The sequence below is a fragment of the Methylobacterium sp. J-048 genome, assembly GCF_022829515.1.
Classification (GTDB): domain Bacteria; phylum Pseudomonadota; class Alphaproteobacteria; order Rhizobiales; family Beijerinckiaceae; genus Methylobacterium.
The window spans coordinates 11,617-29,878 of the sequence record NZ_JAKSYL010000078.1 but is presented as its reverse complement, the minus strand read 5'-3'; the positions used below and the strand labels follow the sequence as shown (position 1 = coordinate 29,878).

Sequence of the window (18,262 nt, the reverse complement as noted above, 5' to 3'; positions counted from 1 at the left end):
CGTCGCTCCCGCGACCCCGAGTAACCCGAACCCGCCCGATCCGCCACACGAGGCCACCACCGCTGGCTATGGCCGGCATCGGAGTGATGTTCACCTCGCTCGCTGCAGGCCATTCCCTCGAAGAGCAGGAGGCGAAAACGCTGGCCACCGTGCAACGCGCGGGATAATAAAGGCGCTGAGCCCGGAGAAAGGCAGCGTTGAGGGCGTCGTGCGCCGGATCGGGCAGGTCGGGATCATTGTGGCCCGGGGGCATCAGGAAGCCGGCATGCGAACTGATGAAGTTCGGGCATGGCACATTGGCTTTGAAGCGGGGATGCGCCTCGAACTCGGCGATTACATGCGCCGCTTTTGATCGGCCGACTTCCGCCCCGCCCCATGAGCAGATCGGAGCGGGGCCGAGCGGAAGGGGCGTTCCAGGCTAGTTTCCTACCCCAGTCCCTCGACTCGGATTAGTTCAAGTTGCCGGCAATCGCGCTGAACTTGGCACCAAGCCGCGAACCGACGACCTTGAGGGAAGCGATGATCGCGACGGCAATCAGGGCGGCGATCATGCCGTATTCGATCGCGGTGGCGCCGTTCTCGTCGCGGATGAAGCGCCGTAGCAGCTGAGGCATCTCACGGATCCTGCGCCGATCAAGGCTCACAGTCCCGTGATAACACCGGCCTGTTTACGGCTTGTGAAGAGACGGTGATCCCGGTGCTTCAAACACTCATCGGCAGCGACCACGAAAGCGAGGGCGGCGAGGGCTGTGCGCATGGTGGGATGATTGCCGTCGAAACGCCGCTGTCCAAGACGGCCGCGTTACCTCCGTAACCACACCCCCCGGTCCTTCGCCGTTCTTCTCGATGAAGATGACGCCGGCGGCTTCGAGGGCGGCTTCAACCTTCCGGCGAAGGCTCGGCAGCTGCAGCACCAGTTTCGGGGGCGGGGCCGGTATCAAGGGTGCCCCCGCTGGTCAGCGCGCTGGCCCAGGCGGTTGCGATGAGGCGAACCTGTTCGATGGCCTCGGCACGTGTGAATGGCTCATCGCCTTCGTCATCACCACCATCTGACCAAGCGACGAAGCCGGTACGCCGACCCTTGGCATCCTCGACGCAGGCCGCGTCTTCGAGGATGCAGATGCGGAGCGGGAGCGTAAGGCCGAGCGTAGGCATTCGGGTTATGTAGAGCGCTTGAGTTCGGCTTCGACCGCTCCGCCCTCAGCGCCTCTTCCACGAGGCAGGGGATTAAATCAGTGCCTCACCCCGGCAGTAGTGGTGGCGACGAACGATGCGATGCCGTCCCTCTCTACGGCCTCTTCGAACGCGCGGTAGGCCTCTTGCTCGGTCGCGAACGGCGTCAGCCATTCGGTGCTGCCGCTCGACATGTGGACGACAGCCAACTGCCACGGGTCCTGCGTACCTGCGAAGCGGTAGATCTCGACATCGACCTCGATGTCGTCTCGGGTGAACGATCCGGAGAGCGGGGAGTGCTCGAACTCGCGGTCGTCGTCCTCCATCCCGTCCCTCCCAGCATCGCTGTGCGTGGACTGCTCCGCTACTCTGCAGCCTGAGCAGGCTCATCGTCCGCCGGATCAGCCTCCGCGCCCTCAGCCTCTTCGTTTTCAGGGTCATCGTTCTCTGGAGCCGCGGCTGGGGTCCCCGCTCGGTAGAAATCGCCGTTCCGCACCAATTCGCCGCTCGTCGACATCACGCTGAGGTACGTGGCCAGGGTGTTGGCTGCCACGTCCTCCAGACGCTCCGTGATCTGAGCGTGCGTCAGACCATCAGGGCCGGCATCCTCGAGAAGCGCCTTCAGTCGCCCCTTGGCAGAGTTGGCTCGAGGCCCGCGGGGCCCACGAGTAGCACGAGGTTGACCGTCTTCCGCGGAAGCACGGCGGCGCTTCGGCTGGTCGTCGGCATGCTCGTCCATCGCCGTGCCTTCGACGATCGATGCGAGCGATCGCTCCGCCATGCGGAGCTTCGTCAGCTCGCTGCTCACTCGCTCGTACTCGGCCTCAAGGGTCTCGCGCTGATGCCGCACGTTGGCCAGGGCCTTCGCGAGCGTGTCGTCATTTGCCATAGGTCGATCGACTTCTTCGGTTTTGGGGCGAGGGCTTATGGGCGTAGTCGATAAGCGTATCAATTAACCCTCGCAGGATCGTCATGATGCGGGAAGCTGCGGGCCCGTGATCACCCCCTCCGCTCCCGGAACCGGATCCCGGCCCCGCCGCCGTTCTCGGATATGAACTCTAAGCTGGGGAACATGGTCGGTAGGGGCTCGCTAAGCTTCTTGGCAGCCATCTGAGGATCCCTCATCGCGCGACCTTGAGGCTGCACAGGCGGCATGGTCAAAGGGCGATGGCCAGGTGGGTGAGTGTCCAACCAGGAGCCTGCAAAGCTCCGCACGTCCGGTTTGACTCCGGGCCCCGGCCTCCAGCTATTCCTACCCAACATCTGGCTCGCTTCGAGCAGTTAGGCTGTCGCTACCTGGCACGGACGCAGGTCGCGCGTGAGCCCTCGGGTTGCCGATCGGGAGTGTCTATCCGGAATGTCAGTCGGTCCAGGCGTGGATTGGACGGACTGAGGAGTCAGGCCGCGACCTTCGTGCGGCGTTCGGGGATATGCCCGGCCCGGATCTGATCCAGCGTGGGCGGCCAGTGACCCACCCATGCACCATAGGCGCATTCCCGGCCGCCGTAGGCCTTCCGGCACAGGGCCGCGATCCGATCTCCTGATGCTTGCCCGCGGATCATCAAGACGTCCGCAATCGCCTTGATCGCCGCTGCCCCCTGAGGCGAGCGCACGAGCGCAGACGCCCGAGCCTCGGCCGCCAGGGTTACAGCCCTGCGTTCTTCCTCAGGCAGATCCCAAGCGTCGAGAATAGCCCGGGAATTCTTCATGTCGCCACCACCGCCGGCCAGCATGCAGCCGCCGACAGAGCGCCGCGCGTAGGCGGCCTCAGCGTAAAAGCCGGCGTAGCAGTTGATCAGCTCGATATCACGGCTGACGGCTCGGACCCGGTCGCATTCGGCCTGATCCTCAGCGCTGCCGCTGATCTTTAGCCGGCCGAACGGCCACCCGCAGATATCGTATCCCGTCACGAGGCCTTCGCAGGCCACGAGCCGACCGCGGCGGTCTCGGACACGCTTGCCGGCAATGAGTTCCGCAACAGACTGCACCACAGCCCGATCGGTGTGGTACCCGAAGAACCAGCGCACGAGTGCGTGGCCGCCTTCATGATGACAGGTCAGGAGGCGGCGCCCCTTGGTCCGTGCCATCGTCAGCCCTCCTTCTTGAGCCGAGGCGTTGCGGTGGGCAGCACCTGCATAGGCACCAAGCCGTGCCGGATCTCGGGCGGGATCAGCGTCGTCTTTCCGTTCGCGTCTCGAATGGCGACGCCATGTAGTGCCTGACGGACCGCCCATCCCATATCGAGCGGATCGCTGCGGAGGCCAACGCAGTAAGCCGTTCGCTCAATGACTTCTGCCGTGTTTTGGTGATTATCCTCTTTAAATAAACGCTGGTAGTATTGGAGTTGCGCAGATTTCTTGGTTAGTTGCGCATTGTACATAGTGTTGACCTGCGCGTCGTCTCCGGTCATCCGCTCGGATAGAACTTCGTTCCCCCTCATCCATCCGAAGATATCAACCCGCGTAACGTCACGGTCCGGGTTGATCGTCTCCAGCCGGTTGATGCAGGCGGCGAGAATGGCGTTGATGTGGTTGTCGATCGAGTAGGAAGGTCGCCCGAGCTTCTTCGCACCTGAAAAGAAGGTGTCGAGGGACGTGCGCTTGTCGTGAACGACGTCCTCCAGCAACCGGTAGGCTTCGTGAGCCAGCCGCAGGCGGGGATGATCCTCTGCGAGGAAGGGAGGCCGCTCGTTCTGAATGACCTCACGGGTGAGCGTCAGCAGGAAGGTGAGCGTGCAGGCCAGCCTTCCCTGTTCCGTGTTCATCCGGTCATCAATGACGGCAGGGTCGAGGTTCCACGCCCCCTGCAGCAGCGCAATGGCCTCCTTCTTGAACGCCTTCTCCCGGCTATCGGCGATGTCGGCCTCAACAGCCTCGGTCTTGCGCCGCCCCTTGGTCCTAGCCTTTTCCGTAGCCCTCGGCATCGTCTCGGTTCCCTTCCTTTTCGGTCAGGTTTGGCTGTCTTGAAGCGCGGTTGCTAAAATGTTCTAGTCATAAGATCAGGTAACGAGACACAAAGCGCCTAAATTTTAATGATCTTCGCGGGTTCCGTCTTTCCGCATGCGGAAACGGATGCCTTGCCCGCCGCCATTTTCTGGGATGAATTCTAGGCCGCCGCGCTCAAAAGCTTCGACTAGAGCACGGTTGTTCATAGTCGTCAGCCGGCGGGCCGGCTTGCCATCTACGCTTCGGACCGTCTCGAACGCCCGGATCGTGGGGAGCGGGACGCCGGATGTCTCCGACAGCTCTTTCTGGTCAAGCCGCAGCAGCGAGCGCGCCGCGCGGCACAGTTCCGGTGTCAGGTCCATTAAGCATCTCCGCGATGTCACTGAAGATATAAGATGCGGACCTGATTGACAAGGTGCCGGCGTGTCTCCATAACAATCATGTTGTGATTTTGGAGACAAGACAGATGCCCCGCCGCACCGTCTCCTGGACTGCCATCGACCGCGCCGGCCAAGACAGCCGTCCCAAGATCCCGGCCGGTCTCCTCTCCGCCAAAGCATCTATCAACCTGACCGTCCGCCTCGACCGGCGTCCGCTCGTCGCGGGTGGCAAGTTCGACCGGGCCGCCATCATGCACGCTGCGGCTAAGGCCGCCCGGCTCCATCAGGAGCGGTTCGGCTGCTCTTGGAGCGAGGCCATGTCGGTGGCGCTCAAGGCCGCCTGGGGCGCTGCCAAGCTCACCCGCCACATGGCCGCGCACTGATATCCGCGATCCCTGCATCCCGTTTTCCCGCGATACCTGCATCCCGTAATCGAGGACCGACCGATGTCCTATCACGCGCCCGCAACCGCCTTCGTCCCCGCCCCGATCAACCACGCCGTCCTGCTCGTCCTGCGGACGCCTACGCAGCGCCTCGTCCACGCCCGGGAGGACCATGAGCGCTGCCTGCGCTTGGCTGCCTCCTACCGGCTGCGCCTCGGGCGCGGCGAGACCGAGATGCGCGAGCTGCACGCTTGGGCGCTCGGGCATGCCCGCATCCTGCGGGCGCGCTTCCTCGACCTGTTCCCCACCCACTGAGGTCTGCCATGTTGATTACCCGCACCTCCATGCTCACGGGCGAAACCAACACCCTCGACCTGCCGGTCACCGAGGACCAGCTCGCCGCCTACGCAGCCGGTGGCTTCCCGCAGGTCGTGTTCCGTCACCTGCCGCCGCCCGAGCGCGAGTTCATCATGACCGGCATCACGCCTGAGGAATGGCAGGCCCGGGTCGCGCTGCCCGAGATGGAGGAGGACGACCTGTGAACGCCAGGATCCCCCGCCGGGCCGTTTTCGGTGGCGCGCTGATGCTGATCGCCCCGAACACCGCCATCGCCGCCGAGCCCGATCCGATCTTCGCCGCCATCTTGGCCGTGCAGCAGGCCTCCGCAGCCCTGACAGCCGCTCTGGACGGCCTCAACGAGGACGACCCAGTTCAGATGCGGCGCGCCGACGAGGCGGCGGATCGGGATGCGATTGCCCGCAACGCCTTGGCCAAAGTCCGGCCCTCTACGCGGGCTGGGTTTCACGCCCTGATCCGGTTCCACGCCGAGGACGTGACGTGGATGGAGCCGGACACTTTCGGAGCGCTCGCACTCCGCGATCTTGCCGCCGCCCTCGATGCTTTCACCGAGACAGCCACACCCGCGATACCTGCAAGCCGGCATAGCGCCATGCAGGATCCCCGCTAACCCGTGTTGAAGGATTACCGGACATGCTGACGATTGAGCACGCCGCGACCCCTGACCCCATTCATGCGGTGATCGAACGGCACCGCGCCGCCTGGGAGGCCTATCAGGTCGCCCCGGAGGACATCAGCCACCCCGAGACGGTCGCCGCTGATCAGGAGACCTACGATGCCCTGACGGCGCTTCTCAGCACCGCTTGCTCTAGCCGTTTCGGGGCCCTTGCCCTTCTCGGGCACCTGCAGTGGTGGCTGGCAGAAGAAGAGCCGAATGCGGGGGCCTTCGGCGACGACTGGCATGCTGCTCGCGCGCGGGCGGGCGACCTCGCCCTGTTCCTCGGCGAGCCTATGACGCCCGTGATGCTGGAGCCGGGCCCGTCTGCGATGCCTCTCGGAGCCATTGCGGCGGGTATCGTTGCCCGGATGGTTCTCAACGACCGCCGCACTCCCCGCTTGAGCTGCTTCTAAGCGTTCACGATCCCATAACCATCGCGCTTGTCATCAAAGATATAAGACGCGAGGTTTGTTGACATGACCGGGAACCGTCTCCATAACAATCAAGTTATTATTTCAGAGACAAGGCAGGGCGGCGCTGATGCCCCTCTCGGATCGACCTTCCTGACGTGACCGCACCGGCATCGCGCCGGTTTCTGCCCACCCGCAGCCGACATCTCAAGCCCCGGAGCACCGGTTATGGCTACGACCTCGCGCGCCCTGATCACGTCCGCCGCCCGCACCGGCCTCACGGCGACCAAGCGTTCAAAACCCGCACACCGGCAGCCGGTGGACAGCCGCTTCCTCAATCTGCCGAATGAGCCTGTCCCGGGCGAGGTAGAGCCGTGGGAGGCCGTTGAGCCAATCCGACCGGACACCGCGCACAGCCGCTCGCTCCGCTTTCTCGACATCGCTGGCGAACTGTTCGCCGCCGTCGCCATCATCGGCGGGGGCATGGTGTTGATCGGCTTCGCCTCTCTGCTCTGACCGCTGGACCTGCAAACCGGCTTACCTGCATCCCTGCAACGAGGACTTGTGATGTCCCTGCGCACCTCCCTCCAACGTCTCGCACGGCGCGATCCTACCGCTCCCAGCCTACGCGAGCGGCTGGCCTCCGCGACTGTCCGCCTCTCCGACACGAAGGAGCGTGCCGGTCGGGCCGCGAAAGCCGCCAAGATCCTGATGAAGGCGCCCGAGCCCGCGCCCGAGCCGCCCAACCGCGTCGCGCTCATCAACTACTCGACATGGCTCTGGCATGAGCGTCGCCGGGTCTGCAGCGAGCTGCACCCGCATCTCGGCACCCGGGCCGACGCCTTCGTGATGGGGCTCAACGCCGCCGAAGACTGGCACTATGACGGCCGCGACCGCTCTGGCGGATGGGCGGAAAAACCTCCGGCCACGCCCCGCGCCATCCAAATCCTTGACTTGGTGGGGGTGAACTGGCGCGCCGATGTCGAGCGCGGTCTCTCACACCTCGATACCAAGGACTATCAGGATAGCGGCGAGCGCCCGAAGCTGCCCCACGGCTGGCCCGCGCCTGACGCCGTGCTGGTTGAGGCCCTGGATGATCTGACCCGTCTCCCGGATGCCATCGGTCTCGAACTTGACCGCCTGCACGGCATCGCCGTCGCGGAATTCAAGCGCCGGAACGGCCCCGAGAAGAGCGAAGCGGAGCAGTCCGCCCTACGCCGGGAACTGCACCTCGACGAACTCAACTACGTGCCGCCGCGCGAGAACGGCGAGGTGCCCAAGCCGGGGATCGACACGTTGTCCGCCCAGATCTTGGCCCTGTGGCCCGCATGGGCCGCGTATACCGGTGACGACGGCACCGACGAGCAGACGGCCGCCTACGAGGCGATGCAGCAGCGCCGGTTCACCCTTCTCCATGCGGCCGATGCCCTGCCCGCCACACTCGGCAGCATCCAGCCCAAGGCGCTGGCCCTCGCCTGGCTGCACTATGTCAACGAGTGGCGGCAGGGGCAGAAGCGCGACGACTACTCCACCGATGGACGCCTCGCGATCGACATCCACATGGCGGCTTTGACACAGCCTGGGCAGACGCCGCCCACGGTTGTCCGCCAAGAACCCGACCTCGTTGGCATGCTCGACCTCACCTCCGCGAGCATGGAGGACCTGCGGGCGGTCCACGACGTGGCTGATCTGGTTGGGAGCGTCGCCTACGCCACGACATGGCAAGGCCGCTGCAAGATGCGCGGATATGGCGATGAAGCCAACGCTGCCGGCAAGCTGATGCAGTGGCTCGGCGACGCGCTGACTGACGTGGAGACGGCTACCAGTGCCGAGGCTGCTCGCCGGGTCCCTGGCAACAGCTCCGAACGCGGCCGGCGCCTCTCGATATGGGCAGCCAGTGTCATCGACAACGACGACCCGAAAAGCATCGAAGCTTTTGCCCGGGAACTCTTGGCTCACGCCGAGGCCGAGCGGGCAGGGCGCTGACAGGCGCCCGCCATCTCTTCCGTAGCCGTGCGTACCGATCCGGCCGGATCTCGCCGGAGGACTGCCAGTCCCACACAGCACCGAGACCCTGACAATGAGCACCGTGGTTCGCTTTCCCGCTGGCAAGAATGCCGCTGCTGCCCCGATCCCCCGAGAGGAGTTCGAGCGGCTGGCCGAACTCGCCCTCGACATCGTTGACCGGATTGTGGCCCTTCTCGACGCTGAGGATGGAGACCCCGACCGTGAGGACGGTGGCGATGCCGAACCCGATCTCGGCGCCCCAGAGCAGCACGATAACCAGGTCGTCTGGTTCCGCGGTACGGGTCGGGACCTAGAGATTGACCGGCAGGAGCCGGACCAGTGCGCCTGATCCTTGCGCCGCTGGCATGGTGGAACCTCCGGCGGGTCCGGAGGGCCACGCGGGACATGCGCCTCGCGAACTTCTACGCGACACGGTCGCTTCGGACCCTGATAGCGGTGGGGCTGGCGCCGCTGGAGGTCACGTCGAGCGGGGTGCCGGCGGTTCCGGCGATGCCGCTCGCCCGGCGCTGAGCGCGCCTTGGCCCGCAGGATGTCATGCAATCCGCACCTGCGGGTATCAGCGCATTTTTAAGGCCACGAAGGCAGACTCCGGCAGCACAGAACGTCGGAGCCTATGCCCATGCCTTCACAGATAGATGAGACCACCGACCAGCCCACTGGCCAAAGAGCATCTACCAAGGTGCGGAACATGCAGGTGCGGGTGAACCCAAAAGGGTTTCAGGCGGTCAAGATCCTCACTCTGGAGTTGGAGATGACCCTGGAGGACTTGATGGTGGAAGCTCTGAACGACTTTCTGGCGAAGCATGGCAAGCCCGCTACGGTAGAGCGGCGCTCGCCGGATCGAGCCTCATCCGGCGAGACCACCATGCGAGGCATGCTTTGATGCTTTCATGCATCCTGGAGGGCTCTACCGCATAAAGAGGCCATGTGCCGTTCCGAGACACTACGGAATAGCAATCTGATCCCCCCATTCTTGCGCCCCGAACCCATCGGGGGCGGGCATGGCAGACGACATCGGACCAGTTGCCTTCGAGGACTTGGACGCTGAGTTGGATGCGCTTGGCTTGCCGCCAGAGCTTCCCCCAGACTGGCCGGGGTCGGTTGACGAGGAGCGCCCGCGGGAGGAGCCAGCGCCGCCCCCGCCCTTCCAATGGGAGGGCGATTGGCTTGGGCTCAAGCACCTGAAGGGCGGTAGGGTCACCCGAATTCCCCATCCCAAGGATCCGGACGTCGGCGGCTTAAGCCACGCCGCTATCGAGCGGCGGCGCGCCTACGGAACTGCGCCTGAGCGGCCGCCCCTGCGGGTAGAGATCGCCTGTGAGACCTTCGCGCCGAGCATCCAGCACTACACCCTCCCGACCAAGCTCTGTTGCCCGGGCAGGAGCCCCGTGAAGGCTTCGTCCAACACCATACGGGTGCAGGATAGGAGCCTCGATGCCGCTCCCACCTTCCTGATGGTCAAGCGACAGCGGTTCGAGTGCCGGTCCTGTAGGAAGCGGTTCTACGAGGCCCTTCCTGACGTCAACGAGGCGCGGGGTGTCAAGCAACGCGGCACCAAGGTAATCGACCGTGAGCGCCGCAAAATCGAAGATTTTAAGCGCCTCGGTATAAAGCATTTCATCACCAAGCGCCTGCGCCGAGACATCGCTTTCGCCGCTGTAGCGCATACAGCGGCAAAGGCCGCGGATTTGCTACACGTTGACGTTGGGATGGTCGATAGGATCTTCGCGGATTATCGCCAGACCATGACTGCAAACCACGAATACAATTTGCCAGAGGTGCTTGGGATTGACGGTACATACATTCTCGGCAAGCCCCGATGCGTCATTGCGGATGTAGAGGGGAACAGAATTCTTGAAATCCTTCCCTACGACAAGGCAAATAAGGTTTACAGATACTTCAGGGACACATTCAAAGAGTGCCAACGTGAAAAAGTGAAATTCTTCGCCCATGATATGGCGAAAATGTACGATAATATAAGCGCTCTATTTCCGAACGCCCGTCGGATAATTGACCGATATCATGTTGCGAGCCTCATACAAAAGTATATGAATGCCGCACGTACATCTATCACGAGCGATATGGACCGGGACAGCCGAAAACTGATGCAGTCGAATGTGCGCCTTTTCTTGGGTCCACGACACAGACTTGATCGGGTTTACAAGTTGGAGCATGACAAGCTCACTGCGGCCAACGATAGGCTTTATCACGCGACGCAAGCCCGCAGACTGTTTGAAGACATCTTTCGAGAGAAATCCACCGAGGATGCTCTGTGGAGATACCAGCTTTGGGTCGACTATATCTCAAAAAAACGAATATATTTGAACCGGCAGGATGGTAAAGACACGCCTTATTCTCTGATGAAATGGTTTTGCCCACTATATAATACGATAGAGGAGCAAAAAGATAGAATTTTCATTGGCTTTCAACATCGCTATACAACCGCGTATGTGGAAGGCATGAACCGTCGCATCAAAGAGATCAATCGAGATGCGAATGGTCTTTCTTTTGAGTCCTTAAGAGCTAAAGCTCTGCTTAAGTATGGTCAATATCACACCAGGGATGATCTGGTATCATTCAACCTCAAACCATTCCCCGTTGCCATTTTGCCGGAAAAATATTCACTTGGTTCTGGGGAGTTTGAAGTATTTGATGAGCTACTAAAGCAATGCCATCCGCGAGGACATAAGCGCATCAAGGACCTTCATCCGCTCATCTACGCCATCCTGTGGCGCACGATGAACGGTTATGACTGGAAGGACCTCACACCCTACCCGCAGCACTTCGGAAACCCCGCGACAGCGGCACGGGTTTTCTATCGTTGGGCCAAGATGGGCGTCTGGGAACGCCTTGTCCTGGTCGCTGACGAATGGCGGGAGCGGATCGATTTGCCACCGCTCCAGCATCGCCCAAAGCTCCAAATCCCCAACAGGTGGTGGTACGATGACAACCCGACCCTTCACGGGGCGGTGGAGTACATCCTGATGCTGCCGGGTCTTCTCGTCGTGATCGCGGAGCGCGAGCAGGAGCTGATGACCCAGGAGCGCGTCTGGACTGGGTTCACGCCCGACGACCTCCACGCTGCCACGCAATAGGCCTCAGGAACAGAACCCCAGAAGACGTCATCCTGCCGGGTGTCCCGCAGAGGGGCATGGACCCTACGTGCGGTAGAGCCCAGGTGTGACCACGAAATACGGCGTTCCTGATTGCATGAAACGCGGGCACGCGGAATTCCTGACACTCTAAGCGTGAAGAGCCGGGACAGAAAGGCCTGTTCGCCCCTGCCGTTGACTTAACCGTGCGAGCCGGACGACATGGGGTGTTCCGGTCTGACACGCCTCGGCGAGTCGTGCGCCGGCAATTCAGGAGAGCAACCGCTGCGGAACTGAGACCCTGAAAAGCCAACACCCCCGTCCCGGCAAGGACGAGGGTGCTGAAAACCTGGGGCGCTGTGAGGCGCGAGTCACTTCCCCTCACAAGCCAGATCTCCCGCTGGGAGTCAAGCGAAAGCACTGCTTTTCGCACCGGGAAGGCTTTGCCTGAGCCCTAGCCGCGGCCCGTGAGGGTTCGTGAACGATGTTCCATGCCACGATGTCGGCCGCGATCGGCGGTGCGACGACGCTTGCCCAGATGGACGCCCTGTCCCGTCAGGTCTGGCAGGCCCATGCCTCGGCCGCCGTGACCGACGACGAGGCCCAGGGCTTAGCTGAGGCCCTTCATGCCCGCAGGAATGCGATTAGAGGGGTTCTGACGCCCGTTGGCATTCCGCTCGGCCGTGTGACGCTGTTTCCGCCGAAGCGCCCCCAGCGGGCTCCTGAGCGATCCGTAGCCATTGAGCGCCGCCGCCGGCTGGCCTGCTCCGGCCCGATGCCGCCCGCGCTCGGGTCCCGGTTTACCACTGGGCAGCTCGCGGTCCTGCGCATCGTCGGGGACGAAGTGGCCCGCAACGGCGCCTGCGGGCTCTGCATCGACGCCATCGCGGCTCGGGCGGGTGTCTGCCGGCGACTGGCCCAGGCAGCGATCCGGTTAGCTGAGGGCGATGGGCTGCTGACCATTCAGGAGCGTCGCCATCAGGGGCGGAAGTCAGACCCGAACGTGGTCCGCATCATCAGCCGGGAGTGGCTGCAGTGGCTCCGGCGGGGAGGGCGATCCGCAGCCCCGGCGCTCTTGGGCAGCATAGGGTGCAAACCGATGCATCCCACGGGTAAGGGAGATCCACAGAGACAAGTTGTGGATAGGGAACCGTCAAAAGGCTGCCGAGGGGCAGCGGTCTACCTCGACCAAAGCGATCCTGTGAGAATTCTCGCGGGCGGTAGGACGGGCCGAACCATGCGGTGAGGGTCTGCATCTGGACGATATGACGAACGACCGGGTTGACGCCGCGGCACGTCAGGTGTGTGAAGCCGGACGTGCGGAGCCGCTAGCAAGGTCGGGCAGCAACAAGACGAGGGCCGCGCTCTTGGCGATAAGAACCTGTATCATTTGCGGGAAGACGGCTGGCTCAGGTGAGCATGTATTCCCGGCTTCCCTAGGCGGCCGCCGTACCAACCGAAGTATCTACTGCCCCAAACACGACAACGCCTATTCTGGGCTAGCCGGGACCATCGCTGGGCAGCTTGCTATCTTCAACGCGCAGCTGGGCGTTATCAAGGATCACGACAAAGAGCCCGCATCCGTCGCAATGACGGATGTTGATACCGGGCAGGAGGTTGTGCTGAGCAGCGACGGCCCGCGGTTCAGGCATCCGCAGGCTTACACCTCGCAGGACGAACAAGGCCAACCGGTCCAACATATTGCCTTTGCTTCGCGAAAAGAGGCGGACCAATGGCTGGAGGAGCAGAAGGCAAAAGGAATAGACATCGCTCTGATCGGTAAGGGCGAGCGTGGGGTTCGCTTTATGGGCACCGCGCACAAGCAAATTAAGCTCGGCGGTGACGAGGAGGGGCTGCGAGCGATCGCCTACATCGTCCAGACGTTCTTTGCGCAGGCCTTCCCCGATATAGCTCGTCTGCCGGCGCTCGACCCGCTCAAGGCATACACCCTGAACAACGTGGGCAAGGGCTTCGCCTGGTGGGATTTCGCACCACCGACCGATCTCCCCGCCAATGCCTTCCCGTTCGGTCACCGGGTGGTCGTAGGCCTCGACCAGGCGGCCGGCACAGCCTACGCGCGCATCTCGTTCTACTCGACGCTGAACTTCGCCGTGCTGCTGGCGAACGTGCCGGTCACGACGAGCCGGGCCGTGGTGACCGACATCGATCCGCTCGCGAAATCTCCCCCGCGGGACATCGTGTCCTGGAACGCAGAAGCCGCCCTCGGCGCGGTTGCGAGGCCCGCCAACCTAACTGCCGCTCTCGGCGAAGCGATCCGCAGCGGCCGGGCTGAAGCTCAGATCCGAAGTCTGATGGGCCGGATCCAAGTTTTCGAGAATGACATGGCTGCAGCCCGGCTCTTGGCGCAGGCCGAGGGCGCTGCGGCTCTGCCCGATACCGAGCGCGAGGCGCTCTTCACGCGGCTTATCACGAGCGAGGCCCAGCGCGTGCTTAACCTGATGCGGACCTCGATCGCGGATTGCAAACTCCGAGCTTCTAACCCGGTCGAGAAGGCTGTCGTTGCCTTCATGGAAAAGGTAGTCGAGCTTGATCCGCAGGCAATCAACGGCCTAACTCCTGAGGCGGCACGATCAATCGAAACGGCCTGCCAAGCTCTGGCGCGCCAGATGAGCGCGGACTGCAAGGCCGGACTCCTTGATCGAGCCCGCATGGGCGTCCTGATTGGCGGCGGCCCAGGAGCCTTTGCTGTGCTGGAGCCCCTCAAGGAGGCTTACCTCAAAACTCTGCGGCCGTGACGGCAACCAAAAGTCTCAAGAATCTTAGGCTCGCCGAAGCGGCTGGAGTAGGCGATGAGCCATCATCAGAGCCGGCCTACCAAGCTCTTGATCCAGATGATGCAGAAATCGATAACCCAAGCTGCCTGATGCCTGGACAGTCTCGGCTGTTCGTCAGACCCCGCCCCGTGAGCGGTGGGGTTTCTCAGCTTTCCAAAAAAGTCCTTCAATATGTCGGCTTCCCATACGGCAATGAACCGGCCATTCTTTTGACTTACAAGATTGTCTAGATAGTTAGAGGCTCCCTTTTCCTTGCCGGTAGTCCATTCTTTTAGGTTGCTGATTATCTTGATGGCACTTTCGAGCGCTCGTGCAGCGTAAAATGCGGGGTCGGGTCCGCCGCTATCACGTTGATTGAATGCCTGTTGCATATCAGCGCGGACATTTGACCATTTGCCGTCGGAGACCAAATCCCAGAACGGCTCGTGAATGCCTTTCTCAATTATAGAAGAATCCGTGGGCTGAAATTGGAGATTTGCATATGTCAGGCGTATCGATGATGCCTGTAGAAATCGATTGATGCTCTCCTCAATCCGGGGCCAAATCTGCCGTAGATATTGATAGCACTCTATGAGGAGATATTCGAAAAAGGTCAGTCGCTCGACGGGCGGGGCTCGATGGTTTCCAATATATTCTACGGCGTCTGCACCAAAATTGGTGTCAGTTTCAAGAATGGCGGAACGCATGCTGAATAGCGCCTGCCGTCCGATTTCTGTCGCCGCAGTTTCGTGAGCTTTGAAAACTACCTGATTTACCAAATCAAATTGAATGCCACGGTATGAACTTACAAGATTTCGTAGCACAAGATTAAATGCAACCCCAGAAACGCTGTTAAAAAAGCGGTCAAGTTGGTCCTTGGTGTTGCCTTTAAATATATCTGCGGCTGAATATCTGTTAGCGATGGCTTCAGGAGGGCGTTGCGTCATTGTTGTGCTGGCCCCGATTTATGGATGGGTCAGAGGAAACCTCAGACCAAAAGTCAGGCTCATTGAATATGAGCCCATTCGAGCAGCGAAAAGCTAAAACTAAGCGTAAGGCCCACTGAATAGGTCCCCAAGCGCCTTCCGCCGGAACAGCGTGCGCCAGCGCCGCCTCTGATGCTCCGGCCGATCATGGATCATGTGACACCGCTGGCAGAAGGCCGCGAGATTGGCGTCTGCGTTGTTCGCGGTGTCGTGGTCCCGATGGGCCGCGGCCAGAACGACCCGGGTCTGGCGCACCCGCCTGAGGATGTCGGCTTCCGCAGCTAGCCGGATCCGTCTGCCCCACCCATCGCGCCACCGGCCGGCTCGCGCGTCCCACCAGCGGCCATCGCCAAGGTGATAGACTATCTGCCCGTGCGGCCGTCCGCAGCCCTCGCAGCAGCCCTTGGCGCGGCCGAACCGGATCACGGCTGAGAGCTGTGCCCAGTCGATCGGGTATCCGACGAGACCGGTCTCGGGAGAGATCAGCGGCATGCCGCCCGAGCGGGTCCCGTTCCGCTTCCAGATCGCCACCGTATCGCGGTCGAGCGTCCACATGATGCCCGCCATTTCGGCAAGCTCAAGCAACTGCGTCCGCGGATTGCCCGGCAGGTAGATGTCGCGGACCTTGGCATCCACGCCATTGTTCTCGAACTTGAGGCCGGCGCTCTTGGCGATGCGGCTATGCCTTGACCGGCTGTGCCCGCCGCGGAAGGACCGGACCATCACCTTCACCCTGCCGGAGATCGAGACCGCGGCCGATCTGACGAAGGCAACCCGCGCGCTGATGCAGGGCGTGGCGGACGGCGAGATCACGCCGGCCGAGGCGGCCGAACTATCCAAGCTGGTCGAGGCGCACGTGAAGGCGGTCGAGGTCCGGGACGTCGCGGCCCGGCTCATCGCCTTGGAGCAGGCCGCAGAGCAGACATCGGCAGGAGGGCGGCGCCAATGGCACGGTTGATGGACAGGATCGCGCGGCTAGAGGCGGCGGCTGTTCCGCCCTCGACCGGCAAGTATCTCACCTTCCAGGTTGAAGCCTCGCAAGGGACGCCGATCGGCGACATCGTCACCTTCCTGCTAGAGCGCGGCCACGCCATCCATCCGGAGGACCAGGTCTTCGTGATGAACCTTGGCGCCCATCTGGCGACCGATGGGGATCAGATCCGCGACCTGTCCCCCGCCCTGCTCACGGATGAGGAGCGCGCTGCGGCTCCGCCGGCTGGGCGATGGCCGAAGGGCTTCGAGTGGTTCACGTTCAAGCTCGATAGCCCGGGGTTGAACGCATGAGCATGCGTCTCGCTGAGCGGGTCGCCCGGTTGGAAGCAGCCCGCAGGGCGGTGCCCGTCCGGCTGACCCCGGCCCAGACCGCCGATGCAGCCCGCCGGTATGAGGCGACGCTGTACGAGCCTCGGGAGCCAACCCCTCGACAGGCGGCCTACTACGCCAGCCGGTCGCTGCACGAGATGGCCTCAGACTACGACGCTATGCTGAAGGGCGCTCCAGCGCCGTGGGAGTGAGCGGGTCATGCGCGTCGCGCCACAGCTCCTGACCCTGCAAGGCTAACCCCTCGCTTACCGCCGGTCGACGGGCTCGCATCCACCCACGCGCTCGGGTTTTGTCGCGAGAGATCGTGGAGGGCATTTCCGGCGAAACCTGCGACGCGCCGAAGACTGGCGCCTTCGCAGGTCGCTGCGATCTGAACCCCGAGTTGGCGCGTGTGACTGCGGCCGTAGAGGTAGATGGCCAGCCGGGCTCGCGTGGCTTCCGGGATGCCCCCGAGCTGATCAGCTAATGCCTCCGGCTCGGCGCGGTAGAGCCGACTGAGCGTATCGATCGGCACCGGGCAATCGCCGGCGGGATCCTCAGCGCTGACAGGGAAGGCTCGGTTCACGGCGGTACCTGCAGGCTGACCGTGAGCAAGGTGCCGGCGGTATGGTTAACGAACTGCTACGGGGCGCTGGCATCCTCAAGCCAGTTTAATTGCCTGCAGGCGGAAGCGCCGTTCTCCGCGATCAACTTATCCGCGCTTGCAGGTTGATAAGCCTGCGTCGTTCAGCCGAAAGTGGCTACAGAAACACAAAACAACCTCCACTCCGAATTGCCCTATCGCATCCGAAAGTACAGAGTGCTGCCTTTCTAAAATCAGGTGCACCGTGGACGAAAACGCAGAGACGATCGACGCCCAGCCCGTCGACTTCATGGAACTGACGGCCGACATCGTCTCGGCTTACGTGTCGAAAAATTCGGTCCGGCCCAGTGATCTACCGGACCTGCTTGCGAGCATTCACAGTACGCTAGCGGGGCTCAGTCAGGGCAGCACACGCGAGGCTCCGGCGGTCGATAAGCCCACCCCGGCGCAAATTCGGAAATCGATTACCCCCGACGCGCTCATCAGCTTCGTCGACGGCAAGCCGTACAAGACGCTGAAGCGGCACCTCAGCAAGAGCGGCATGACGATCGAGCAGTACCGCGAGCGCTACGGCCTGTCGCGCGACTACCCGTCCACGGCCGCCAGCTACTCCGAGCAGCGCTCAGCGCTGGCCAAGAGCCTCGGGCTCGGTCAGCTACGCAAGAAAGCAGCTCCGAAGGCCGCCGAGCCGGCGGCGACCGTCTCCGACAAGCCAAAGCGCGCTGCCGGGCGGCCGCGGAAGGCGAAGGCCGCCGCTGAAGCTTGAGGCTGAGCGGGGACCTGCCGTATCCCCTCGGCGATCCCCATATCTCTACCTATCGCAGCGGTTGAGTCTTCACTGGCTCCCGCCCGCGAGCGCGCCGGTCGCCGTGTTCCCCCCGTTCACGTGTGGCCGGCGCGTCTTCACCCCAGACGACCGCTACGGCAAGCGGCGTCACTTCGCGATTTAGCCAGAGCGTGGTTTGCTATGCGCTGAGAGGGGTGCCGTCCAATTCCTCAATTGCAATTTTGACTTATCCGTACAAAATATAACTTAAGTACGAGGATTAATAAAAAGAATACTGTAATGGAGTCCAGACAATAGGAGGTATCCATGATTTATGTTGCCCTGGGCGCATTTGGCTCTGCCATAGTCCTAATCGTCGTCGGTGGCGGGATACTCGCTTTGTA

The 18,262-nt window shown here is 62.5% G+C and carries 26 protein-coding genes; 18 read left to right on the top strand and 8 right to left on the bottom strand.

The window, feature by feature from the left end:
* Window positions 1-352, top strand: a 352-nt coding sequence (locus tag MKL09_RS05205; RefSeq protein ID WP_244018599.1) for a hypothetical protein, incomplete at its 5' end; no start/stop codon positions are given.
* A gap of 97 nt (window positions 353-449) precedes the next feature.
* On the opposite strand, the gene MKL09_RS05200 is transcribed toward MKL09_RS05205, so the two are convergent.
* The 6 genes from MKL09_RS05200 to MKL09_RS05175 all read right to left on the bottom strand — a co-directional run bounded on the left by MKL09_RS05200 (window position 450) and on the right by MKL09_RS05175 (window position 4,480).
* Window positions 450-614: a Flp family type IVb pilin gene (locus MKL09_RS05200; protein WP_244018597.1), complete on the bottom strand. Its 165-nt coding sequence runs from the start codon at window positions 612-614 to the stop codon at window positions 450-452.
* Between the two features lie 618 nt (window positions 615-1,232).
* Window positions 1,233-1,499, bottom strand: coding sequence for a hypothetical protein (locus MKL09_RS05195; RefSeq protein WP_244018595.1), 267 nt, complete (start codon window positions 1,497-1,499; stop codon window positions 1,233-1,235).
* A 38-nt stretch (window positions 1,500-1,537) separates the two neighbouring features.
* Window positions 1,538-2,062, bottom strand: coding sequence for a hypothetical protein (locus MKL09_RS05190; protein ID WP_244018593.1), 525 nt, complete (start codon window positions 2,060-2,062; stop codon window positions 1,538-1,540).
* Window positions 2,063-2,570: 508 nt separating this feature from the next.
* Window positions 2,571-3,260: a hypothetical protein gene (locus MKL09_RS05185; protein WP_244018591.1), complete on the bottom strand. Its 690-nt coding sequence runs from the start codon at window positions 3,258-3,260 to the stop codon at window positions 2,571-2,573.
* Window positions 3,261-3,262: 2 nt separating this feature from the next.
* Window positions 3,263-4,096: a hypothetical protein gene (locus MKL09_RS05180; protein ID WP_244018589.1), complete on the bottom strand. Its 834-nt coding sequence runs from the start codon at window positions 4,094-4,096 to the stop codon at window positions 3,263-3,265.
* A gap of 105 nt (window positions 4,097-4,201) precedes the next feature.
* Entirely contained in the window at window positions 4,202-4,480 is a 279-nt protein-coding gene (locus tag MKL09_RS05175; protein ID WP_244018587.1) for an XRE family transcriptional regulator, read from the bottom strand.
* Between the two features lie 104 nt (window positions 4,481-4,584).
* Here MKL09_RS05175 and MKL09_RS05170 point away from each other — a divergent pair, with 104 nt between their 5' ends.
* The 13 genes from MKL09_RS05170 to MKL09_RS05110 all read left to right on the top strand — a co-directional run bounded on the left by MKL09_RS05170 (window position 4,585) and on the right by MKL09_RS05110 (window position 14,182).
* A complete protein-coding gene (locus MKL09_RS05170; RefSeq protein ID WP_244018585.1) occupies window positions 4,585-4,881 on the top strand; it encodes a hypothetical protein in 297 nt (98 codons plus the stop codon).
* A 63-nt stretch (window positions 4,882-4,944) separates the two neighbouring features.
* Window positions 4,945-5,196 carry a hypothetical protein gene (locus tag MKL09_RS05165; protein ID WP_244018583.1) on the top strand — a complete coding sequence of 84 codons (252 nt, stop codon included), beginning with the start codon at window positions 4,945-4,947 and terminating at the stop codon, window positions 5,194-5,196.
* A gap of 8 nt (window positions 5,197-5,204) precedes the next feature.
* Window positions 5,205-5,423 (top strand): hypothetical protein, encoded by a 219-nt coding sequence (locus MKL09_RS05160; protein ID WP_244018581.1) that lies wholly within the window; start codon window positions 5,205-5,207, stop codon window positions 5,421-5,423.
* Complete coding sequence (locus MKL09_RS05155; RefSeq protein WP_244018579.1) at window positions 5,420-5,848, top strand: hypothetical protein; 429 nt, start codon at window positions 5,420-5,422, stop codon at window positions 5,846-5,848. Before MKL09_RS05160 ends, MKL09_RS05155 begins: the two co-directional genes overlap by 4 nt.
* A gap of 23 nt (window positions 5,849-5,871) precedes the next feature.
* Window positions 5,872-6,309 (top strand): hypothetical protein, encoded by a 438-nt coding sequence (locus MKL09_RS05150; RefSeq protein ID WP_244018577.1) that lies wholly within the window; start codon window positions 5,872-5,874, stop codon window positions 6,307-6,309.
* Window positions 6,310-6,534: 225 nt separating this feature from the next.
* Entirely contained in the window at window positions 6,535-6,822 is a 288-nt protein-coding gene (locus tag MKL09_RS05145) for a hypothetical protein (RefSeq protein ID WP_244018575.1), read from the top strand.
* 51 nt (window positions 6,823-6,873) lie between these two features.
* The gene (locus MKL09_RS05140; RefSeq protein WP_244018573.1) at window positions 6,874-8,292 is read left to right on the top strand and encodes a hypothetical protein; all 1,419 of its coding nucleotides are present in this window, start codon (window positions 6,874-6,876) and stop codon (window positions 8,290-8,292) included.
* Window positions 8,293-8,386: 94 nt separating this feature from the next.
* Complete coding sequence (locus MKL09_RS05135; RefSeq protein ID WP_244018571.1) at window positions 8,387-8,662, top strand: hypothetical protein; 276 nt, start codon at window positions 8,387-8,389, stop codon at window positions 8,660-8,662.
* Complete coding sequence (locus MKL09_RS05130; protein WP_244018569.1) at window positions 8,653-8,844, top strand: hypothetical protein; 192 nt, start codon at window positions 8,653-8,655, stop codon at window positions 8,842-8,844. Before MKL09_RS05135 ends, MKL09_RS05130 begins: the two co-directional genes overlap by 10 nt.
* 109 nt (window positions 8,845-8,953) lie before the next feature.
* Window positions 8,954-9,217, top strand: a complete 264-nt coding sequence (locus MKL09_RS05125) for a ribbon-helix-helix domain-containing protein (protein WP_244018567.1) — start codon at window positions 8,954-8,956, stop codon at window positions 9,215-9,217.
* A 118-nt stretch (window positions 9,218-9,335) separates the two neighbouring features.
* A complete protein-coding gene (locus tag MKL09_RS05120; RefSeq protein ID WP_244018565.1) occupies window positions 9,336-11,429 on the top strand; it encodes a transposase in 2,094 nt (697 codons plus the stop codon).
* 481 nt (window positions 11,430-11,910) lie between these two features.
* A complete protein-coding gene (locus tag MKL09_RS05115) occupies window positions 11,911-12,672 on the top strand; it encodes a hypothetical protein (RefSeq protein WP_244018563.1) in 762 nt (253 codons plus the stop codon).
* Window positions 12,673-13,015: 343 nt separating this feature from the next.
* On the top strand, window positions 13,016-14,182 hold the full coding sequence (locus tag MKL09_RS05110) for a hypothetical protein (RefSeq protein WP_244018561.1): 1,167 nt from the start codon (window positions 13,016-13,018) through the stop codon (window positions 14,180-14,182).
* 65 nt (window positions 14,183-14,247) lie between these two features.
* On the opposite strand, the gene MKL09_RS05105 is transcribed toward MKL09_RS05110, so the two are convergent.
* Together MKL09_RS05105 and MKL09_RS05100 are read right to left on the bottom strand one after the other, a co-directional pair.
* Entirely contained in the window at window positions 14,248-15,147 is a 900-nt protein-coding gene (locus tag MKL09_RS05105) for a hypothetical protein (RefSeq protein WP_244018559.1), read from the bottom strand.
* Window positions 15,148-15,246: 99 nt separating this feature from the next.
* The gene (locus MKL09_RS05100) at window positions 15,247-15,678 is read right to left on the bottom strand and encodes a hypothetical protein (RefSeq protein ID WP_244018602.1); all 432 of its coding nucleotides are present in this window, start codon (window positions 15,676-15,678) and stop codon (window positions 15,247-15,249) included.
* Window positions 15,679-15,859: 181 nt separating this feature from the next.
* Here MKL09_RS05100 and MKL09_RS05095 point away from each other — a divergent pair, with 181 nt between their 5' ends.
* The 4 genes from MKL09_RS05095 (at window position 15,860) to MKL09_RS05080 (ending at window position 17,858) form a co-directional block, all read left to right on the top strand.
* A complete protein-coding gene (locus MKL09_RS05095) occupies window positions 15,860-16,144 on the top strand; it encodes a hypothetical protein (protein WP_244018557.1) in 285 nt (94 codons plus the stop codon).
* The gene (locus MKL09_RS05090; protein ID WP_244018555.1) at window positions 16,132-16,470 is read left to right on the top strand and encodes a hypothetical protein; all 339 of its coding nucleotides are present in this window, start codon (window positions 16,132-16,134) and stop codon (window positions 16,468-16,470) included. Before MKL09_RS05095 ends, MKL09_RS05090 begins: the two co-directional genes overlap by 13 nt.
* Window positions 16,467-16,700 (top strand): hypothetical protein, encoded by a 234-nt coding sequence (locus MKL09_RS05085; protein ID WP_244018553.1) that lies wholly within the window; start codon window positions 16,467-16,469, stop codon window positions 16,698-16,700. Before MKL09_RS05090 ends, MKL09_RS05085 begins: the two co-directional genes overlap by 4 nt.
* 636 nt (window positions 16,701-17,336) lie before the next feature.
* Complete coding sequence (locus tag MKL09_RS05080) at window positions 17,337-17,858, top strand: MucR family transcriptional regulator (protein ID WP_244018551.1); 522 nt, start codon at window positions 17,337-17,339, stop codon at window positions 17,856-17,858.
* Window positions 17,859-18,262: the final 404 nt, after the last annotated feature.

Bases quoted from the DNA above. Each gene is read 5' to 3' on its own strand.
- MKL09_RS05185 (WP_244018591.1), bottom strand. From the start codon at position 3,260: ATGGCACGGACCAAGGGGCGCCGCCTCCTGACCTGTCATCATGAAGGC.
- MKL09_RS05100 (WP_244018602.1), bottom strand. From the start codon at position 15,678: ATGCCGCTGATCTCTCCCGAGACCGGTCTCGTCGGATACCCGATCGAC.
- MKL09_RS05110 (WP_244018561.1), top strand. From the start codon at position 13,016: ATGACGGATGTTGATACCGGGCAGGAGGTTGTGCTGAGCAGCGACGGC.
- MKL09_RS05165 (WP_244018583.1), top strand. From the start codon at position 4,945: ATGTCCTATCACGCGCCCGCAACCGCCTTCGTCCCCGCCCCGATCAAC.
- MKL09_RS05170 (WP_244018585.1), top strand. From the start codon at position 4,585: ATGCCCCGCCGCACCGTCTCCTGGACTGCCATCGACCGCGCCGGCCAA.
- MKL09_RS05175 (WP_244018587.1), bottom strand. From the start codon at position 4,480: ATGGACCTGACACCGGAACTGTGCCGCGCGGCGCGCTCGCTGCTGCGG.
- MKL09_RS05160 (WP_244018581.1), top strand. From the start codon at position 5,205: ATGTTGATTACCCGCACCTCCATGCTCACGGGCGAAACCAACACCCTC.
- MKL09_RS05090 (WP_244018555.1), top strand. From the start codon at position 16,132: ATGGCACGGTTGATGGACAGGATCGCGCGGCTAGAGGCGGCGGCTGTT.
- MKL09_RS05105 (WP_244018559.1), bottom strand. From the start codon at position 15,147: ATGACGCAACGCCCTCCTGAAGCCATCGCTAACAGATATTCAGCCGCA.
- MKL09_RS05195 (WP_244018595.1), bottom strand. From the start codon at position 1,499: ATGGAGGACGACGACCGCGAGTTCGAGCACTCCCCGCTCTCCGGATCG.
- MKL09_RS05150 (WP_244018577.1), top strand. From the start codon at position 5,872: ATGCTGACGATTGAGCACGCCGCGACCCCTGACCCCATTCATGCGGTG.
- MKL09_RS05085 (WP_244018553.1), top strand. From the start codon at position 16,467: ATGAGCATGCGTCTCGCTGAGCGGGTCGCCCGGTTGGAAGCAGCCCGC.
- MKL09_RS05140 (WP_244018573.1), top strand. From the start codon at position 6,874: ATGTCCCTGCGCACCTCCCTCCAACGTCTCGCACGGCGCGATCCTACC.
- MKL09_RS05135 (WP_244018571.1), top strand. From the start codon at position 8,387: ATGAGCACCGTGGTTCGCTTTCCCGCTGGCAAGAATGCCGCTGCTGCC.
- MKL09_RS05095 (WP_244018557.1), top strand. From the start codon at position 15,860: ATGCGGCTATGCCTTGACCGGCTGTGCCCGCCGCGGAAGGACCGGACC.
- MKL09_RS05115 (WP_244018563.1), top strand. From the start codon at position 11,911: ATGTTCCATGCCACGATGTCGGCCGCGATCGGCGGTGCGACGACGCTT.
- MKL09_RS05200 (WP_244018597.1), bottom strand. From the start codon at position 614: ATGCCTCAGCTGCTACGGCGCTTCATCCGCGACGAGAACGGCGCCACC.
- MKL09_RS05180 (WP_244018589.1), bottom strand. From the start codon at position 4,096: ATGCCGAGGGCTACGGAAAAGGCTAGGACCAAGGGGCGGCGCAAGACC.
- MKL09_RS05125 (WP_244018567.1), top strand. From the start codon at position 8,954: ATGCCTTCACAGATAGATGAGACCACCGACCAGCCCACTGGCCAAAGA.
- MKL09_RS05145 (WP_244018575.1), top strand. From the start codon at position 6,535: ATGGCTACGACCTCGCGCGCCCTGATCACGTCCGCCGCCCGCACCGGC.
- MKL09_RS05120 (WP_244018565.1), top strand. From the start codon at position 9,336: ATGGCAGACGACATCGGACCAGTTGCCTTCGAGGACTTGGACGCTGAG.
- MKL09_RS05190 (WP_244018593.1), bottom strand. From the start codon at position 2,062: ATGGCAAATGACGACACGCTCGCGAAGGCCCTGGCCAACGTGCGGCAT.